Source organism: Actinoplanes xinjiangensis (assembly GCF_003148685.1).
GTDB lineage: Bacteria > Actinomycetota > Actinomycetes > Mycobacteriales > Micromonosporaceae > Actinoplanes > Actinoplanes xinjiangensis.
Genome location: NZ_QGGR01000007.1, coordinates 256,513 through 274,332, shown reverse-complemented (window position 1 = coordinate 274,332; position 17,820 = coordinate 256,513). Strand labels below are relative to the sequence as shown.

The window sequence follows — 17,820 nt, the reverse complement described above, 5'->3', positions numbered from 1 at the left end:
TCCGTCGACCGATGGACACCCGGGGAAGGACGGGCTAGCGGCGCACGGCCAGCGCGTCGTCGGTGACGACCCGGTTGCGGCCCTGCTCCTTGGCGGCGTAGAGCGCCCGGTCCGCGCGGCGCAGCAGATCCTCGATCCCGGAACCGGGTACGAGCTCGGCCACGCCGGCGCTGAAGGTCGCCCGCAGCGGCCCGCGCGGGGTGACGACGGCGACCTGGTCGCAGCAGTGCCGTAACCGCTCGGCCAGTTCCGTGGCGGCGTGCGCCCCGGCATCGGGCAGGATGACGGCGAACTCCTCGCCGCCGTACCGGGCCACGGTGCCGGTGTCACCGACGACCGCGGTGAGTTCCCGGGCCAGGCGGATCAGCACCTGGTCGCCGACGGCGTGCCCGTACGTGTCGTTGATCGACTTGAAGTGGTCGACGTCGAGCATCACCACGGCGAGCCGGCCCCGATCGGCCTGTTCCCGCAGCACGGACGTGAGGTGGCGGCGGTTGTAGACACCGGTCAGGCCGTCGCGTATCGCCTGGTCGGTCAGTTCGGCGCGCAGACGCTCCAGCTCGGTGACGTCGCGGACCACGACCACCGCGCCGGGGGTGCTGCCGTCGGAGGTGCGCATGCGGACCACACGTACGTCGTAGATCGTGCCGTCCCCGGCGGTCAGGGTCTGCTGGTCGGTGCCGCCGGCGAACGCCGCGGTCAGCTGTGGGCCGACCACCTCGAACCACATCCGGCCCACCACGTCACCGTCCGGGACCTGGCCCACTTCGGCGAGCATCCCGGCGGCGGCCGGGTTGACGTCCAGGACGCGGCCGTCCGGGTCGAGCACCATCACCGCGTCGCTGATCGCGGCGATCACGTGCTCGTACGCCACCGGCATCCGGCGCGCCGGCATGCCGGACCGTTCGGCCCACCACCACATCGACGCGGTGAACAGGAACAGGATCGGGGTCAGGTCCACCTGCCGGTCGCCGTGATCGGCGAAGACGGTCAGCAGGTTGCCCACGAGCGGGGCGAGCCCACCGGCCAGGAAGATCACGAAGACCCGCCGGTGGCCGCGGACCGCCCGGCGCATGGCGGCCACCGAGCGGACCGCGCCGATGCCGATCATCGTGTAGCAGTACGCCGTGTGCACCCAGTACAGCGGTCCGAACTGCACCGTCACGCCCTCGGTGGCGTGCACGGCGGCCGAGCTGAAGAACAGGTGATGCCACGGGTCGGTGACCACGGCCGTCATCAGCAGCACCGGATGCACCCACAGCAGGGTGCGGCGGCGGCGCAGCTGTTCCAGCCGTCGGCCGGTGAACACGGTGGTGTGCCACAGGAAGCCGGCCACGATCATCGCGACGCCCGGGAACATCAGGTAGGTGGCCGTGAGCGCCGCCGGTGCCGAGTCGACCCCGACGGCGACCGCCTGCGCCAGGGACCACAGCGCGGCCCCGGCGGTGATCAGCGCCAACGACGACGCCAGTGGTGCCCGGCGGCGCCGTCGCCAGGACAGCGCCGCATAGGTGCTCGCCACCGCGGTCGCGGTGACGTACACCGCGACCAGTGCGGTTTGCATCCCGTTCTCCTTCGCTCCGGGGATGCGCATCGGCGACCGGGGATCCGATCTGAGGGAATCGGCTAGCCGGGCCGGGTCCCGCTCCGGTAGAGGCGTTCGACCAGCATGTGCAGCGGCCGGTCGTACGTCCGGAGCGCCGCCCGGGTGCTGATGTGGTTGTGTCTGCCGTCGCCACCGACCGGGCCGCGGCGGCTCACGCCGTGATAGATCCGGGCGCCCTGGGCGAGGTACTCGTCGACGCCGGCCGCCGCGGACGTGTTGAGCCACAGGCCGAGGCGGCGGGCGGCGCGGAAGGCGCTGTCCAGTTCGGTGGTGAACGACGGGCCGGGGTGGTGCGGTGCGGTCCGGTACGGGGTGACGTGCCGATCCCCTGTCATGCGAGGTGGCCGCATCCGGGGACTACGCTGTTAGCGTGAACAATCCAGGGGTCGTGGCCGGCCGCGGGCGGGAGCTCTACGCCGGCCGGTCGCGTGAGCAGCGCGAGGCCGAGAGGCGCGACCGGATCGTCGCCGCGGCCGTGCACCTGTTCGCCACCCGTGACTACGACGAGGTGACGGTCGCCGACGTGTGCGCCGCGGCGAAGGTGTCGAAGCGCTACTTCTACCACCATTTCACCGACCGGGCGGACCTGCTCTTCCGGGTGCACACCGAGCAGAACGCGTGGTTGCTCGCCGCCCTCGTGGCGGCGGGACCGCCGCGGGGGTCGCTGGAGGAGCTGGTCACACCGGTGATGGCGACGCTGGCCCGGATGCTGCGCGATCATCCCGAGCGGGCTCGGGTGATCTACATCAACGCACCCCGGATGGAGGTGCGCCGCCGCGGCCTGCTGCACGAGGAGGCCGTGCTGCTCGGTGACCTGATCCTGCGGACCGGCGGGACGCCGGTGGATCAGCGGCTGTTCGAGCGGGCGGTGCTGGCCCTGGTCGCCGGCGTCACCGAGCTGATCATCGAGTGGGTGATGCAGGACTTCGCCGAGCCGGCCGAGGAGCTGGCCGGCCATCTGACGACGATCGCCGTGTCGATGCTCGCGGGCGTGCCCGTGGTGCCGGAGCCGGCCTGAGCCGGTTGCGGCGGCACCGGCGAGGACCGCGGGCGGGCGGCGCATGGGACTCCCTAGGAGATGCGGCGGAGGCGGTTGAGGACGGTCTGCGCGACCACCACGACGGCGAGGAACGTGCCGCTGATGACCTGCTGCCAGTTGCTGTTCAGGTCACCGACCTGATTGATCATGTTCTGGATGACACCGAGCAGCAGCACACCGGCGACGGTTCCGGCGATGCTTCCGGCGCCGCCGGTGAGCAGGGTTCCGCCGATCACCACGGCGGCGATGGCGTCCAGCTCCATGCCCGCGCCGAGCACGGTCACCCCGGACCCCAGCCGGGCGGCGTTGACGGCCCCGGCCAGGCCGGCCAGCAACCCGGAACAGACATAAACCAATATCTTGGTACGGCGCACGGCGACACCCATCAGGGCTGAGGCGTCCTCACTCCCGCCGATCGCGTACACCGACTGCCCGAACCCGGTCCGGGCGAGCACCAGCATCCCGATCAGTACCAGGGCCACGGCGAGCCACACCTGATAGCCGACGCCGAGCAGCGAGCCGGTCCCGAGCCGCCCGAAGGCGTCGTTCTCCACCACGTAGGTGGTGGACCCCTCGTCGCTGATCGCCCGCATCAGTCCCCGGGCGCCGAGCAGGGCGGCCAGCGTGACGATGAACGGCGCCATCCGCGTGTAGGCGATCAGCACCCCGTTGACCAGCCCGATCGCCCCGCACACCAGCAGTGGCACGAACAGCGCCGCGACCAGGCCGTACCGGGATGCCCAGGCCGCGAGCACCCCGCCGAGCACGTAGAGCGAGCCGACCGACAGGTCGATGCCCCCAGTGATGATCACCAGGGTCATCCCGAGCGCGATCAGCATCGGCGGGGCGGCGGCGACCAGGATCGTGCCGGTGTTGTCGAGACTGCGGAAGTCCGGGAACGCGACGAGCGCGACCAGCACCACCGTGACCAGCACGGCGAGGGCTCCCTGGCGCTGCACGAGGCCGACGATGCGGTCGGTGCGCTCGCTGCCGCCGTTGTCGGCGGGGGCGGTGGTGGGACTGCCGGTGAGCAGGGCCGGGGTCATCGCGACTTCCTCTCCCGGGCCACCCAGACGGCGACGAGGATGATGACGGCCTGCGCCATCTCGGCCGTCGAGGGCCCCAGATCGTGCTTGATCATGGTGGCGATCACGAGTTGCATGAGCACGGCACCGGCGACCGTGCCGAGGATCCGGACCCGGCCACCGGTGAGCGGGGTGCCGCCGACGACGACGGCGGTGATCGCGGACAGTTCGATGAGCAGGCCCACCGCGGACGCGTCGCTCGACTGGATCCGGGCCACCGACAGCAGCCCGGCGATCGAGGCGAGCACCGCGCAGATCACGTAGACGGTGATCAGCACCCGTCCGACCGGCAGGCCGGCCAGTTCGGCGGCGCGCCGGTTGCCGCCGACGGCGAGCAGGCGGCGACCGAAGACGGTGCGCCGCAGCACGAACGCGACGAGCGCGACCAGGACGGCGGCGATCCACACCAGCACCGGGATGCCGAGCAGGTCACCGGAGCCGAGGTGGAGCACGTCGGGGTTGCGGATGTCCTTGAGCTGCCCGTCGGAGACGACCACGGCCAGGCCGCGCCCGCCGACGAACACCGCCAGGGTGGCGACGATCGGCTGCAGTCCGACCCGGGCGACCAGCACGCCGTTGATCAGGCCGACCGCGACCCCGGCGGCCAGCGACACCCCGATCGCGGCGACCACGCCGTACCCGAGGTAGAGCGGGATCAGCGCCGCCGCCAGCGCCATCACCGAGCCGACCGACAGGTCGATGCCCTCGGTGCCGATGACCAGCGCCATACCGAGCGCGACGATCACGATCGGGGCGACCTGGATCAACTGGATGCGCAGGTTGCTCAGCGTCAGGAAGTACGGGGTGAAGACGATGTTGTAGAGCATCAGCAGCCCGACGGCGAGGTAGACGCCGTACCCGGGCAGCCGGGAACGGACGGCGGCCAGACCGGCGGCGGGCCGTTCGGCGACAGCGTTCTTCGTCATGTGTGGTCCTCGGAGGGTGCTGCCGCGGCGATGCCGGCCATCAGGTCTTCGGTGGTCACCCGGTCGCCGGTCAGGTGGCCGACGACGGCACCGTCGCGCAGCACCACCACCCGGTCGGAGCCCTCGACCAGTTCCTCGGCGTCGGAGGAGACCAGCACGACGCCCAGGCCCTCGCCGGCCAGTTCGTCGATGAGGCTCTGCACCTCGGCCTTGGCGCCGACGTCGATGCCGCGGGTGGGTTCGTCCAGCAGCAGGACCTTCGGCCGGGTGGCGAGCAGCCGGGCGAGCAGGACCTTCTGCTGGTTGCCGCCGGACAGGTCGCCGACCAGCTGGTCCGGGCCGGACGCCTTGATCCGCAGGCGGGTCATGTACCGCGCGACGACGGCGTCGATCTTCGCGTCCGAGACGATGCCGAGACGCGACATGCGCGGCAGCACGGCGAGGGCGATGTTGTCGCGGACCGACAGGCCGGCCACGATGCCCTCGGCCTTGCGGTCCTCCGGCTGCACGGCGATGCCGGCCGCGACGGCCCGGACGGTGCTCGGGCGTTCGAGGTGCGTGCCGTCGACCTCGACGGTGCCGGCGTCGAGGGGGTACGCCCCGCCGATCGCCTTGATCGTCTCGCTGCGCCCGGCGCCGAGCAGGCCGCCCAGCCCGACGACCTCGCCGGGACGTACGTCGAAGCTGATGTCGTGCAGCCTGGTCCGGCTGGTCAGGCCGGTGACCCGGAGGACCGGCGGGGCGGCGTCGTCGGTGGTGTGGTCGCCGGCGAACGCGGTGAAGCCCTGCCGGCGGGTCTGCGACATCTCCCGGCCGAGCATCATCGAGACCAGCTCGATGCGTTCGAGGTCGGCGAGCCTGCCGGTGTGCACCAGTCTGCCGTCGCGCAGGATGGTCACCGAGTCGCAGATCTCGTAGAGCTCGTCCATCCGGTGCGAGACGTAGACGATGCCGATGCCCCGGGCGTGCAGGCGGCGGATCACGCCGAACAGGGTCTGCACCTCGCGCGGTTCCAGCGAGGAGGTCGGCTCGTCCATGATGACCACCTGCGCGTCGATCATCACGGCGCGGGCCAGGGCGACCATCTGCTGTGCGCCCAGCGGCAGGGTGCCCAGCTGCCGGCGTACGTCGGTGGTGACGCCGTAGTCGGCGAGGATGCCGCGGGCCTCGCGTTCCATCCGGCCGCGGTCGATCAGGCCGAGGCGGTTGCGGGGCTCCCGGCCGAGGAACAGGTTCTGGGCCACGCTCATCAGCGGGATGAGGTTGACCTCCTGATAGATGGTCGAGATTCCGGCGCGCTGGGCGTCCATCGGCGCGGCGAACGACACCGGCCGGCCGTGGTGGCGCAGTTCTCCCGAGTCCGGCCGGTAGACACCGGTCAGCACCTTGATCAGGGTGGACTTGCCGGCGCCGTTCTCACCGACGAGGGCGTGCACCTCGCCGGGCCGCAGGGTGAAGGACACGTCGTCGAGCGCGCGGACCCCGGGGAAACTCTTGGACACGCCGGCGACTTCGAGCAGCGTCACGCGTACCTCTCAAGGGGTGGGGGAAAGGGCGCCCGGCGGGTCGCCGGGCGCCCTCGCGGTCAGTAGGCGCTGCCGACGTCGGCCCTGGCGTTGGTGGTGTCGTACGCGCGGTCGGCGATGATGATGTCCTGGCCGACCGCCTCGCCCGCGAAGAACCTGGTCGCGGTGTCGAAGGCCAGCGGCCCGAAGCGGGGGTTGGACTCGATGACCGCGGAGATCCAGCCGTTCACGATGCCCTCGACCGCACCCTTGGTGCCGTCGATCGACACGATCTTGATGTCGCCGGCCTTCTTGCCCGCACCCTTGAGCGCGGTCACCGCACCGAGCGCCATCTCGTCGTTCTCGCCGTAGATGCCGTTGATGTTCGGGTTGGACTGGAGCAGTTGCTCGGTGACCTTCTGGCCCTCCTCGCGGGAGAAGTTGCCGGTCTGCTCGAAGGTGACCTTGATGTCCGGGGCGACCTTGGCGATCTGGTCCTTGAAGCCGCTGGTCCGCAGCGTGGTGACGTTGTTGCCGGGCGCGCCGAGCAGGATCGCGACCTCACCCTTGTTGCCGAGCGCCTTGGCCATCTCGTCGGCGGCGCGCTTGCCCTGCTCGGCGAAGTCGGAGCCGATGAAGGTCAGGTAGTCCTTGCACGCGGTGGCGTTGATCTTGCGGTCGATCGTGATGATCGGGACCTTCTTCGCCGACGCCTTGGCGAAGACCGAGTCCCAGCCGTCGGAGTTGAGCGGCGCGATGACCAGCAGCTGCACGCCGGAGTCGATCATCTGCTCGACGTCGCTGATCTGCTTGTTGAACTGTGAGTTCGCGTTCGCTGTTGTGAGGTTGGTGATGCCCAGCCTGGCCGCTTCGTCCTCGATGGACCGCGTCTCGGCGATGCGGAACGGGTTGGCCTCCTTCTCCGACTGGGAGAAGCCGACCTTGGCCGTCTTGAGATCGACCTTCGTGCCGCCGTACTGGTCGATGGTGCAGGTCGCGGCACCGGCGGCGGCCGACTGCACGACCTGCGACGCGGCCGGCGCGGGGCCGGTGGCGCCGCTGGTGGGGCTCTCCTCGGACTTGGCGCAGGCGCCCGCAGCGCCCAGCACCATGGCAGCGCCGAGCACGGCGACCGCAGGCCGCCGCCACCTGTTCGACCGAACACTCATTGCGTGAACTCCTTGCGAGAGAAGCGGCTGCTCGCCGCGGTGATGTCCCGTCGGGTGATCCGCCAGTAACTCGCGGTGGAACACATTCACGCACCATCGAACTTTTAGTGTCAAGGTCTTGCGCGAAAAACTAACTGAAACGAACATGTTCCCGATGACAGCCTGATGCACCACCTCGGAGTCGGCAACCGGACCGCCGTAAAGGCATCGACATATTTTGTTGAACCTTGTTGACAGTTACCTTAGCGGTCACGAGACTCAGCCAGTGAGAGCGCTCTCTTCCCCCGTCACGTGCGTGCACGAAAGGACGACCCATGCCCCGTCCCGCACTGCTCGGCGCCGCGCTCCTCCTGGCCGCGACCCTGAGTCCCACCCCTGGATTCGCCGCGCCACCGGCGCCGCCCTCCCCCGCCCTCCCACCCGGCATGCTTCAAGCGATGCAGCGCGACCTCGGCCTCGACGCCGACGAGATCGCCCGGCGCCTGACCGTCGAAGCGGCCGCGCCGATCGTCGAGAAACGGCTGCGCGCCCAGCTCGGCAAACGATTCGCCGGCGCCTGGATCCCGGACGGCGCCACCCGTCTGACCGTCGCCGTCACCAGCGCCGCCGATGCCGCGGCCGTCCGCGCCGAAGGCGCCGTCCCGACGCTCGTCGAGCGCGGCGAGAGCGACCTCGCCGCCACCCGCGCCAAACTCGACCGGCACGGCGACGCGGCACCCGACACCGTGCACGGCTGGTATGCCGACCCGGCGTCCAACAGCGTCGTCGTCACCGCCGCACCCGGCGCGGAGGCCCAGGCCCGCAGGTTCGCCGCCGACAGCGGCGCGACCGCGGTCACCGTGCGAACCGCCACCACGGCCCGCGCGCAGCCGATGTACGACACCCGCGGCGGCGACCAGTACGTGATCAACGGCAACACGCTGTGCTCCGTCGGGTTCTCCGTCGCCGGCGGTTTCGTCACCGCCGGGCACTGCGGCGGGACCGGCAGCCCCACACTCGGCTTCAACAACCAGGCGCAGGGCACGTTCGCCGGTTCCTCGTTCCCCGGAAACGACTACGGATGGGTACGCACCAACGGCAACTGGGTCTCCCAGCCCTGGGTCAACAACTACTCCGGTGGCAACGTGATCGTCGCCGGGTCGCAGGAGGCCGCGATCGGCAGCTCGATCTGCCGTTCCGGGCGCACCACCGGCTGGCGCTGCGGCACCCTGCTCGGCAAGAACGAGACGATCAACTACGCGCAGGGCTCGGTGTCCGGCCTGAGCCGCAGCAACGCGTGCGCCCAGCCCGGCGACTCCGGCGGCTCCTGGATCTCCGGCAACCAGGCGCAGGGCGTCACCTCGGGCGGCAACGGCAACTGCACCACCGGCGGCACCATGTGGTTCCAGCCGGTCAACGAGATCCTCTCGGTGTACGGCCTGTCGCTGACCACCTCCGGCGGCGGTGGCGGTGGCGGTGCCGTGATCAGCAACTGGAACAACAAGTGCCTCGACGTGCCGAACGGGAACTTCTCCGACGGCGTACCGGTCCAGATGTGGAACTGCAACGGCTCGGCCGCACAGCGCTGGGAGGCGGTCGGCGGCGCCCTGCGTACCGGCAACAACAAGTGCCTGGACATCCCGTGGGGCTCGACCGCCGACGGCGTGGTCCTGCAGATTGTCACGTGCAGCGGCAACCCGGCACAGCAGTGGGTGCTCAGCGCCGCCGGTGACCTGGTGAACCCGCAGGCCAATAAGTGCATCGACATCAAGGACTGGAACGACGCCGAGGGCGCCCAGGTGCAGCTGTGGGCGTGCGGCGGAACCGCCAACCAGAAGTGGCGCCGCGGCTGACACCCACCGTGAAGGACGCCGGCTGACCGGCACGGGCGGCGGCCCGGCCGGTCAGCCCGCGCCGGTCGCCGCCTGATGCCGGCGGCCTGCGCCGGTCGCCGCCTGATGCCGCCGGGCCAGTTCGACATATACGAGGGCGTTGGCCGCGATGGCGGCGTGCTCGTCGGCGGTGGTCTGCCGGCGGACCCGGCCCGGAGCGCCGAGCACCAGGGACCCGGCCGGGATCGTCACCCCCTCCGGAACGAGTGCGCCCGCGCCGATGATCGAACGGGCACCGACACGGGCACCGTTCATGACGATCGCGCCCATCCCGATCAGCACGTCGTCCTCGATGGTGCAGCCGTGCAGCACGGCGCGATGGCCGACGCTGACGTTGGCGCCGACGCTCACCGGATGCCCCGGGTCGGCGTGGACCACCACACCGTCCTGAAGGTTGCTTCCGGCGCCGATGGTGATGGCGTCCAGGTCGCCGCGCACGACCGTGTGATACCAGACGCCGGTGTCCGGGCCGAGAGTGACCCGGCCGGCCACGACCGCACCCGGCGCGATCCAGGCGGTCGGCGAGGCGTGCGGCGCGTGGCCACCGATCTCGATCATGAAGAGGCCCTTCCAGGACGTACGCAGAGTTCACGTGATCTTACGTTCGGTCAGCGGTCGTTTCGTACCGGCACCTATCCTGATAACGATCGACACAGATGTTTACCCGTGCGGGCCACGGGTATCCTCCGTGGCCGGAGTTACCTTCCATCAGTGAGGTGATGGCAGCGTGATCGTCGAGGACACGACCGCGGCGGCGTGGGTGTGGCCGCGCTGCGCCGTCGCGACCACGCTCACCTCGGCGGAGATCGCCGTCCTGACCGGACTGACCGACCCCGTCGGTCCACCCCCGCCCGATCGCGCCGTCTGCGAGCTGGCCGCCGGTCACGAGCAGATGCACGCCGCGTTCATCATCGCCGACGCCGGAGGCGACCGCTGGTGGTGGATCCGGTGGAACCGTCAGGGCCGGCAACTGGGCCACCTCGACACCTGCGATCACACCGACAGACCCTCCGGCGACGACTGCCTCCTGCCGGCGACACACCCGGGACGGCACAGCTTCCAGATGTGACGGTCCCGTCTCACGGCCGTCGGCCTACCGTCCATCCCAGATCGCCGCGACCCTGCCGGTCACGGCAACAACGGCATGAGCGCGCAGTTGTTGCCGGCCGCACTGCTCTGCGCCTTGCTGCTCTGCGCCGCGCCGCTCTTCGCCGCGCCGCTCTTCGCCGCGCTGCTCTGCGCCGAACTGCCGGCCAGGTGCCGGGTGAGCCAGTCGACCGCCGTGCCCTGGTCGGTCAGCAGCGGCCCGAAGTGGTTGAGCAGCGGGCTCACCGTCCACGGCAGAGTCACCGGGGCGTACACGACGGAGCCGCCGAGGCGGCACCACGACGAGGCCAGGGTACGGGCCTGGCCGTGCGGCACGAGATTGTCGAAGACACCGGTCGCCACCCGGACCACACCGGCCGGCTTACGGGTCCCGATCAACTGCCTTCCGATGTACGCCCGGAGCACCGGCTCGGCGTTGATGACGTCGGTGACCGACAGCCCGCCCGTCGTCCAGGCGGTGCTGCGCCGGCCCGCGTACGCGAGGATCGCATCACCCACGCACATGGTGGACAGATCCTTGAGGACCGCCCGGCCGGACGCGCTCAGGTACCGGTCGAGAAGCGGCTGCAGACCCGGCTCGGCCTGGGCGAACCCGTTGACCGACCAGCCCAGCGCGCCGAGCAGTTCGCTGCCGTCGATCGCCTTCGTGACGGCGGCCAGATCGGCCGGGGGCGCCCCCGCGTAGGTGGCCGTCACCGGCACGTCCGGCGCGTACGCCGACTGCAACTCGGCCGCCGACGCCACCGCGCCGCCGCCCTGGCTGTACCCGTACAGGCCGACCGGCGACGTCGCCGTGACCGACGCGCCCGGCACCGCCCGGGCCGCGCGGGCGGCGTCGAGCACGGCGTGCCCCGAGTCCACCCGGTTGACGTAGGTGTGCAGGCGGTCGGTGGTCCCCAGCCCCGGATAGTCGGTCTGGACGACCGCGACGCCCTTGGCCAACAGCCGGTAGATGGCCAGCACCTCGTACCCGATGGACACGGTCGTCTGACCGTCGTCCGCCCCGAGCACCAGCCCGCGCTGGAGGGCCAGCGAGGTCGAGCACTGGTCGCCCTGCCCCATCGTGCCCGGCGCGAGGACCACGAGCGGGCGGGTGCCCTTCCAGGCGGCGGCCGGCTCCAGATAGGCACCGGTCACGGCCACCGGGTTGCCGGCCGAGTCGGTGGACTTGTACATGATGCGGGTGGCCCGGCCCGGCAGGGTGCCGTCGATACCGGGCAGGGCGAGTGCGAGCGGCAGCGGTTCGGTGCGTACCAGGGCACCGTCGGCCGCCGGCAGCGTCGCCGGAGGCGTGTAGAACTCGGGGATCGTGACGCCGCGCGACGTGACGGCGGCCTGGGCGGGCAGAGCGGTGCCGGCCACGGCGATCAGCGAGGCGGCGATCAGAGAGACAGAGAAGCGGATACGTACGGACATGTACGGCCTCCGGGGACTCAGCATCTATCCACTCACCGGTGTCGATGAATGGAGCTGTGTCACCGGACGTTAACCAGGCGAAACGAGAGTCTCCAGAGCTTCCATTTCTCGCCTTCACCGGCCCCGCAGACCGCCCTCCGCCCGGGTCGTATGCGCTTCGCCGGGCGGCCGATAGGGTGTTCCGATGCCGGAAAGACCCGCACCGGAGGGGTTGCCGTCCGCGGCCCCGGCCGCGGCGACGCCGTGTGCCCGCCGGATCGCCACGCCACGACGGGCGCCGCGCTGATGGAACACGTCCGCGAGGCGTACACCTCGGTCGCCGGCCTCTACATCGACCTGTTCGGGGCCGGGGACAAGGTGCACGCCGACGATCTCGCGCTGATCGGCCGCCACCTGGCCGGTACGCCGGGTCCGGTGCTGGATCTGGGGTGCGGTCCGGGCCACCTCACCGCCCATCTGCGTTCCCTGGGTGTCGAGGCGATCGGTGTCGACCTGGTCCCGGAGTTCATCGCCCACGCGCGCGCCACCCACCCGGACGGTGACTATCGTCTGGGCTCGCTGACCGAGGTCGCGTTCGCCGACGGTTCGGTCACCGGCATCCTGGCCTGGTATTCGCTGATCCACATGCCGCCGCCGGCCCTGGACCGGGTGCTCGCCTCGTTCGGTCGCCTGCTGGCTCCCGGCGGGCGGCTGGTGATCGGCTTCTTCACCGGCGACGTCGTGGGGGCGTTCGACCACAAGGTCACCACGGCGTACCGCTGGCCGCCCGGGGAACTGGCCGCCCGGCTGTCGGCCGCCGGGTTCACCGAGGTCGAGCGCCTGCTGCGCGCCGTCGACCCCGCGCACCGTCCGCACGGTGCGATCGCCGCGGTGTACGGCGACCGCGATTCACCGTGACCGCCGCCGTGCCGTTGCGGGAGTGCGGCCGGGAATCCGCCGCCGGTCATCGCTCTTGTACAGGTCGGCTGCCGCCCTCGCCGGCGGTACGACCGATCGAGGAGTGACCGTGGGTCCGCATCCTGGTGAGGCGCACGACACGACCGTTGCCGGGCGGCTCAACCGCCTCCGGGCCGGGGTGCTCGGCGCCAACGACGGCATCGTGTCGACCGCGGGACTGGTGGTCGGGGTGGCCGGTGCGACCACCGCGACCGGCCCCATCGCCACCGCGGGCGTGGCCGGCCTGGTGGCCGGTGCGGTGTCGATGGCCCTGGGCGAGTACGTGTCGGTGAGCAGCCAGCGCGACAGTGAGCGGGCGCTGCTGGACAAGGAGCGGGCGGAGCTGGCGCAGTTCCCGGAGCAGGAGTTCCAGGAGCTGGCCGCACTGTACGAGGCGAAGGGCCTGAGCCCGGCGACCGCTCTTCAGGTGGCGCGGGAACTCACCGCCCGTGACGCGTTCGCCGCACACGCCGACGTGGAGCTGCACCTGGACCCGGACGAGCTCACCAGCCCGTGGCAGGCGGCCGTGGCGTCGGCGGTGGCTTTCACGGCCGGTTCGCTGCTGCCGCTCGCGGCGATCCTGCTGCCGCCGCCGGGTGCCCGGGTCGCCGTCGTCTTCGCCGTGGTCATCGTCGCGCTCGCCGCCACCGGGTATCTGAGCGCCCGCCTCGGCGGTGCCCGCGCGGGGCGGGCGGTGGCCCGGCTGGTGCTCGGCGGCGCGGCGGGCATGGCGGTCACCTACGGCATCGGCACCCTGGCCGGCGGGGTCCTGCACTGACGCGGGCGTATTCTTCGGCGGTGGGGCTGCGGTTCGGGACGCGTCGATCAGACTCGCCGTGGGTGGACAGCGTGTGGACCTGTATGAGTGAGCAGGTCACCGAGATGACGTCGGTCGCCGGGGTGCGCTGGGGCCTGGTGTTCTGGGAGCAGGCCGGGCGGGCCCATGCGGCGGTCACCGGTCCGGAGACACGGACCGGCACGGCACCGGTGCCGGAGGGGGCGATCTTCACCGGCGTGGAGTTCGCCGTGGGCACCTCGCTGCGGGTCGTGCCGACGGCGGCGCTGGTCGACGGCGGGATCACCCTGCCGGACACGACGCACCGCGCGTTCCGGCTGGACGGCGCCCGCTGGGAGACGCCCGGCCCCGACGACGTCGAGGTCCTGGTGGACAGGCTGGTCCGGGCCGGGACCGTGGTCCGTGATCCGCTCGTCGCCGAGGTGCTGCGCGGCCGCCGTCCGGCCGTGTCGGGACGCACCGTCGAGCGCCGGTTCCGCGCCGCGACCGGGCTGACGCGCGGCGCGGTCCGGCAGATCGAGCGGGCCCGTACGGCGGCCGAGCTGCTGGCCGGCGGCGACCCGGCCGGTGACGTCGTCGCCGCGCTCGACTATTTCGACGAGCCGCACCTGGCCCGTGCGCTGCGCGCCTACGTCGGGCGTACGGTCGGGCAGCTGCGTGACGGTGCCGGCGGCGCGATCGCCCTCGATCTGGAGCGGCGGGCGCCGGTCAGCGCCTGACGTCGTAGATCAGTTTCAGGATCCCGTTCGGGTAGCTCTGCGACTCGCGCAGCGTCAGCATGTGCTTGTCGCGGTCGGCCCGGCCGAACAGGCTCTTCCCGGCACCGAGCAGCACCGGGAACACGAGCAGGTGATACCGGTCGATCAGGCCGGCGTCGGACAACCGCCGGGCCAGTTCCGCGCTCCCGTGGATGAAGATCGCGCCGCCGTCGCCCTGCTTGAGTGCGGCGACGTCGTCGGCCGAGCGCAGGATCGTCGTCGGTCCCCACCCGTCGACCACGGCGTCACCGGGCAGCGTCGAGGACACCACGTACTTGGGCAGGTCCCGGTAGCCGGCGTGGTCCTCGGAGCCGGGCCAGGTCTGCGCGAACGCCTGGTAGCTGCGGCGGCCGAACATCAGCGCCGTCGTGTCGGCGAGTTCCTCACCCTTCAGCGACCAGGCCTCTTCGACGAACTCGAGGTCTTTGAACACCCATCCGCCGCTGCGGTGCTCCTCGCCGGGCCCGCCGCCGGGCGAGTCCACGACGCCGTCGAGCGACATGAAACCGGTGTAGACCAGGTCACGCATGGTGCTTTCTCCTCAGGTCCGGGGCTGCGGGGTCCACGTTAGGGCCTGACCGGGCGGCCGTCTTGGACGGAAACGACATCCCGGGTGGTACCGGGGGTCCTACCGAGGAGTGGTCTCTGGATAGGCGGGGCGCGACGGCCGAGGGTGGAGGCATGTCAAAGATCGTCTTCATCACCGGCGCCAACAAGGGACTCGGCTTCGAGGCCGCCCGCCGACTCGCCCAGCTGGGGCACACCGTCCTGGTCGGGGCCCGGGACGCCGATCGGGGCCGCAAGGCCGCCGCCGAGATCGGGGGCCGGTTCGTGGCCGTCGACGTCACCGACGACGCCTCGGTCGCCGCCGCGGCCGCCGACGTCGCCGCGCACGAGGGACACGTCGACGTGCTGATCAACAACGCCGGGATCGCCGGGCCGCACGCACCGGCCGTGGAACTGACCGGTGACGACGCCACCCTGGTGCTCGACACCAACGTCGTCGGCATCGTCCGGATGACCGCGGCCTTCCTGCCGTTGCTGCGCGACGGCGCGGACCCGGCCGTGGTGAACGTGACCAGCGGCCTCGGGTCGCAGGCGCTCACCCACGATCCGGCCCGGATCGAGTCCCAGGTCGTCGCGCCGCTCTACACCGCGTCCAAGGCCGCGGTCACGATGCTGACCACGCAGTACGCGAAGGCGTTCCCGGACATCCGGTTCAACGCCGTCGACCCCGGATACACCGCGACCGACCTCAACGCGAACAGTGGGCCACAGACGGTCACCGAGGGAACCGACGCGATCGTGGCGCTGGCCACCGAGGACAAGGACGCGGGCACCGGCCGTTACGTCGACCGGTTCGGGCCGCTGCCCTGGTGATCCGGGGTGCGGCGGGGCGCTGTCACCCGTACCGATGAACGGTTTCGCCGGTGTTGGGACACGAAGGGTGGCGCCATTGATCTAGGGTGCGGCGAGTGACCCCCGTACTCGAGATATCAGGGCTGCGAAAGACCTACCGCAGCCGCAAAGGTGTCCGGAATGCACTGGACGGCTTCGACATGGTCGTCGAAGCCGGCCAGGTGCACGGATTCCTCGGGCCGAACGGCTCCGGCAAGACCACGACCCTGCGTACGCTGCTCGGGCTGATCAAGCCCAACGGCGGCCGCATGGCGATCCTCGGCCGGGAGGTGCCCCAGCATCTGCCGGAGGTCGCCGGGCAGGTCGGCGCCATCGTGGAGAGCCCGCAGTTCTTCGGCAACTTCAGCGCCGAGCTCACGTTGAGCCTGCTCGCCGACGCCGGCGGGGTGAACCGCAGCCGGGTGCCGGCGGTTCTGGACCAGGTGGGCCTGCGTGACCGGTCCAAGGAGCGGGTGAAGACCTATTCGCTCGGCATGAAACAGCGCCTGGCGGTCGCGTCGGCGCTGCTCAAGGAGCCGAAGCTGCTCATCCTGGACGAGCCGGCCAACGGTCTGGACCCGGGCGGTATCCGGGAGATGCGCACGCTGATGCGCGACCTCTCCGACTCCGGCATGACGGTGCTGCTGTCCAGCCACATCCTCGGTGAGATCCAGCTGATCTGCGACTCGGTGACGATCATCTCGGCGGGCCGCCGGGTGACCTCCGGTTCGGTGGCCGAGGTGCTGGCCCAGCACACGTCCGGCGCGGTCCGGGTGCGACTGGAGACGGGCGTGGACCTGCTGGACGCGGCGACGACGCTGCGGGAGGCCGGTGCCCAGGTGACGTTGGAGAACGACTACTTCACCGTGGCGAACGCCACCAACCCGGCGCTGATCACCAAGGTCCTGGCCCAGCGCGGCGTCTACGTCAGTGAGCTGACCCCGGTCTCGGCCGACCTCGAGGACGTCTTCCTCGAGCTGACCGGCACCGCGCCGGTCGCCGGGCAGAACCGGCAGGTCGACGAGTCCTCGATCAGTGGCGCCAAGAACGGATGGGGCCAATGAGCCTGGTACGCGCGGAAACCCGGCGCCTGTTCCGGCGCCGTTTCACCTCGGTGATCCTGAGCGGCGTGCTGCTGATCATGGCCGCGATCATCGTCGGCACCTTCCTCAGCAACAAGCAGGTCACCGACTCGGAGGTCGCGGCGGCGAAGGCCCAGGCGGCGCAGGACTACCAGCAGGCGGTGCAGACCGCCGAACGGGACAAGGCGCAGTGCCTGGCCGCACCGGGCACCCCGGACGCCGCCAACTGGCCGGCCAACTGCGACGAGATGTGGACGCCGACACAGGACGAGTTCGACTACACCTGGTACATGGCGGAGACCTTCGATCTGCGCAGCGAGTACGCCAACATGATCACGCTGCTCGCGGTGCTGCTGGCCTCGGCGGCGTTCCTGATCGGCGCGTCGTTCGTCGGCTCCGAATGGAACAGCGGCGGCATGATGAACCTGCTGCTGTGGCGGCCGAAGCGGCTCCAGGTCCTGGGCACCAAGCTGGCCGTCGTCCTGGGCTGGTTCACCGGGCTGTCGGTGCTGCTGGGTGCGGTGTGGACCGGCGCGTTCCTGCTGATCGCCGAGACACGCGGCACGACCGCGAAGATGACCTCCGGGGTCTGGCAGTCGTTCGGCCTGACCGGGCTGCGCGGCCTGGCCCTGGTCGTGGTCGCCGGTGCGCTCGGTTTCGCGCTGGCGTCGCTGGGCCGGCACACCGGTATGGCGCTGGGCGCACTCGTCGGCCTCGGGGCGCTGCAGATCGGCGTCTACATCATGGCCGGGCTCTCCGGCGCGAAGTACCCGGACGCCTGGCTCGTGCCGATGTGGGGCTTCGTCTGGATGTACAAGGAGTACGTCGTGGAGGACATCGACTCCTGCAACTACTCCTCCGAGGGCGGATGTACGCCCGACACGTTCACGATGACCTGGCAGACGGCGGGTATCGGCATGGCGGTGGTCACGGCGGTGGTCGTGGGCGCCGCGTTGTGGTCGATGCGCCGCCGCGACATCAGCTGAGCCACTGACACGCGACAGCCCCCGGTCCCCGCGTGGGCCGGGGGCTGTCGCGATAGGGTGTTCCCAGCGTCGCGTGCCGGTGGCAGACCGTGTCAGGCATGGAGGCGCCGGACCGAAGGAGACCGACGTTGCCGTCGTAC

At 71.0% G+C, this 17,820-nt stretch carries 18 protein-coding genes; 9 read left to right on the top strand and 9 right to left on the bottom strand.

The genetic code is table 11. The features are described from left to right. Nucleotides 1-34 precede the first annotated feature (34 nt). Entirely contained in the window at nt 35-1,564 is a 1,530-nt protein-coding gene (locus tag BC793_RS18205; protein WP_158319295.1) for a histidine kinase N-terminal 7TM domain-containing diguanylate cyclase, read from the bottom strand. A gap of 62 nt (nt 1,565-1,626) precedes the next feature. Continuing rightward, a complete protein-coding gene (locus tag BC793_RS18200; protein ID WP_109593730.1) occupies nt 1,627-1,941 on the bottom strand; it encodes a hypothetical protein in 315 nt (104 codons plus the stop codon). Between the two features lie 35 nt (nt 1,942-1,976). Between BC793_RS18200 and BC793_RS18195 the strand changes: the two genes are divergently transcribed. Continuing rightward, the gene (locus tag BC793_RS18195; RefSeq protein WP_109593729.1) at nt 1,977-2,624 is read left to right on the top strand and encodes a TetR/AcrR family transcriptional regulator; all 648 of its coding nucleotides are present in this window, start codon (nt 1,977-1,979) and stop codon (nt 2,622-2,624) included. 53 nt (nt 2,625-2,677) lie between these two features. Here the strand turns inward: BC793_RS18195 and BC793_RS18190 are convergent, their stop codons facing one another. From BC793_RS18190 to BC793_RS18175, 4 genes are read right to left on the bottom strand one after another with little or no spacing between them, the layout of a single operon-like run. After that, the gene (locus BC793_RS18190) at nt 2,678-3,691 is read right to left on the bottom strand and encodes an ABC transporter permease (RefSeq protein ID WP_109593728.1); all 1,014 of its coding nucleotides are present in this window, start codon (nt 3,689-3,691) and stop codon (nt 2,678-2,680) included. Beyond that, a complete protein-coding gene (locus tag BC793_RS18185) occupies nt 3,688-4,656 on the bottom strand; it encodes an ABC transporter permease (protein ID WP_109593727.1) in 969 nt (322 codons plus the stop codon). Before BC793_RS18185 ends, BC793_RS18190 begins: the two co-directional genes overlap by 4 nt. Beyond that, entirely contained in the window at nt 4,653-6,182 is a 1,530-nt protein-coding gene (locus BC793_RS18180) for a sugar ABC transporter ATP-binding protein (RefSeq protein WP_109593726.1), read from the bottom strand. Before BC793_RS18180 ends, BC793_RS18185 begins: the two co-directional genes overlap by 4 nt. 59 nt (nt 6,183-6,241) lie before the next feature. Further along, nucleotides 6,242-7,330, bottom strand: coding sequence for an ABC transporter substrate-binding protein (locus BC793_RS18175; RefSeq protein ID WP_109593725.1), 1,089 nt, complete (start codon nt 7,328-7,330; stop codon nt 6,242-6,244). 314 nt (nt 7,331-7,644) lie between these two features. Here BC793_RS18175 and BC793_RS18170 point away from each other — a divergent pair, with 314 nt between their 5' ends. Then, nucleotides 7,645-9,162: a ricin-type beta-trefoil lectin domain protein gene (locus BC793_RS18170; protein ID WP_109593724.1), complete on the top strand. Its 1,518-nt coding sequence runs from the start codon at nt 7,645-7,647 to the stop codon at nt 9,160-9,162. Between the two features lie 51 nt (nt 9,163-9,213). Here the strand turns inward: BC793_RS18170 and BC793_RS18165 are convergent, their stop codons facing one another. Further along, nucleotides 9,214-9,759 (bottom strand): gamma carbonic anhydrase family protein, encoded by a 546-nt coding sequence (locus BC793_RS18165; protein WP_109593723.1) that lies wholly within the window; start codon nt 9,757-9,759, stop codon nt 9,214-9,216. Nucleotides 9,760-9,928: 169 nt separating this feature from the next. Between BC793_RS18165 and BC793_RS18160 the strand changes: the two genes are divergently transcribed. Continuing rightward, nucleotides 9,929-10,270 (top strand): hypothetical protein, encoded by a 342-nt coding sequence (locus tag BC793_RS18160; protein ID WP_109593722.1) that lies wholly within the window; start codon nt 9,929-9,931, stop codon nt 10,268-10,270. A gap of 59 nt (nt 10,271-10,329) precedes the next feature. Here BC793_RS18160 and BC793_RS18155 read toward each other — a convergent pair whose 3' ends face one another. Further along, the gene (locus BC793_RS18155) at nt 10,330-11,724 is read right to left on the bottom strand and encodes a lipase family protein (protein WP_109593721.1); all 1,395 of its coding nucleotides are present in this window, start codon (nt 11,722-11,724) and stop codon (nt 10,330-10,332) included. A 285-nt stretch (nt 11,725-12,009) separates the two neighbouring features. Here BC793_RS18155 and BC793_RS18150 point away from each other — a divergent pair, with 285 nt between their 5' ends. The 3 genes from BC793_RS18150 (at nt 12,010) to BC793_RS18140 (ending at nt 14,175) form a co-directional block, all read left to right on the top strand. Further along, on the top strand, nt 12,010-12,621 hold the full coding sequence (locus BC793_RS18150) for a class I SAM-dependent DNA methyltransferase (RefSeq protein WP_109593720.1): 612 nt from the start codon (nt 12,010-12,012) through the stop codon (nt 12,619-12,621). A gap of 109 nt (nt 12,622-12,730) precedes the next feature. After that, a complete protein-coding gene (locus BC793_RS18145; protein ID WP_203896254.1) occupies nt 12,731-13,438 on the top strand; it encodes a VIT1/CCC1 transporter family protein in 708 nt (235 codons plus the stop codon). Nucleotides 13,439-13,458: 20 nt separating this feature from the next. Further along, on the top strand, nt 13,459-14,175 hold the full coding sequence (locus BC793_RS18140) for a helix-turn-helix domain-containing protein (protein ID WP_109593718.1): 717 nt from the start codon (nt 13,459-13,461) through the stop codon (nt 14,173-14,175). Here the strand turns inward: BC793_RS18140 and BC793_RS18135 are convergent. Then, nucleotides 14,165-14,743, bottom strand: a complete 579-nt coding sequence (locus BC793_RS18135) for a dihydrofolate reductase family protein (RefSeq protein WP_109593717.1) — start codon at nt 14,741-14,743, stop codon at nt 14,165-14,167. The two genes, BC793_RS18140 and BC793_RS18135, sit on opposite strands and share 11 nt — an antisense overlap. Before the next feature lie 152 nt (nt 14,744-14,895). Here BC793_RS18135 and BC793_RS18130 point away from each other — a divergent pair, with 152 nt between their 5' ends. The 3 genes from BC793_RS18130 (at nt 14,896) to BC793_RS18120 (ending at nt 17,680) form a co-directional block, all read left to right on the top strand. Then, complete coding sequence (locus tag BC793_RS18130; RefSeq protein ID WP_109593716.1) at nt 14,896-15,594, top strand: SDR family NAD(P)-dependent oxidoreductase; 699 nt, start codon at nt 14,896-14,898, stop codon at nt 15,592-15,594. A gap of 95 nt (nt 15,595-15,689) precedes the next feature. Beyond that, nucleotides 15,690-16,676 carry an ATP-binding cassette domain-containing protein gene (locus tag BC793_RS18125; protein ID WP_109593715.1) on the top strand — a complete coding sequence of 329 codons (987 nt, stop codon included), beginning with the start codon at nt 15,690-15,692 and terminating at the stop codon, nt 16,674-16,676. After that, nucleotides 16,673-17,680: an ABC transporter permease subunit gene (locus BC793_RS18120; protein ID WP_109593714.1), complete on the top strand. Its 1,008-nt coding sequence runs from the start codon at nt 16,673-16,675 to the stop codon at nt 17,678-17,680. The genes BC793_RS18125 and BC793_RS18120 overlap by 4 nt, the downstream gene beginning before the upstream one ends. The last annotated feature ends 140 nt before the right edge of the window (nt 17,681-17,820 follow it).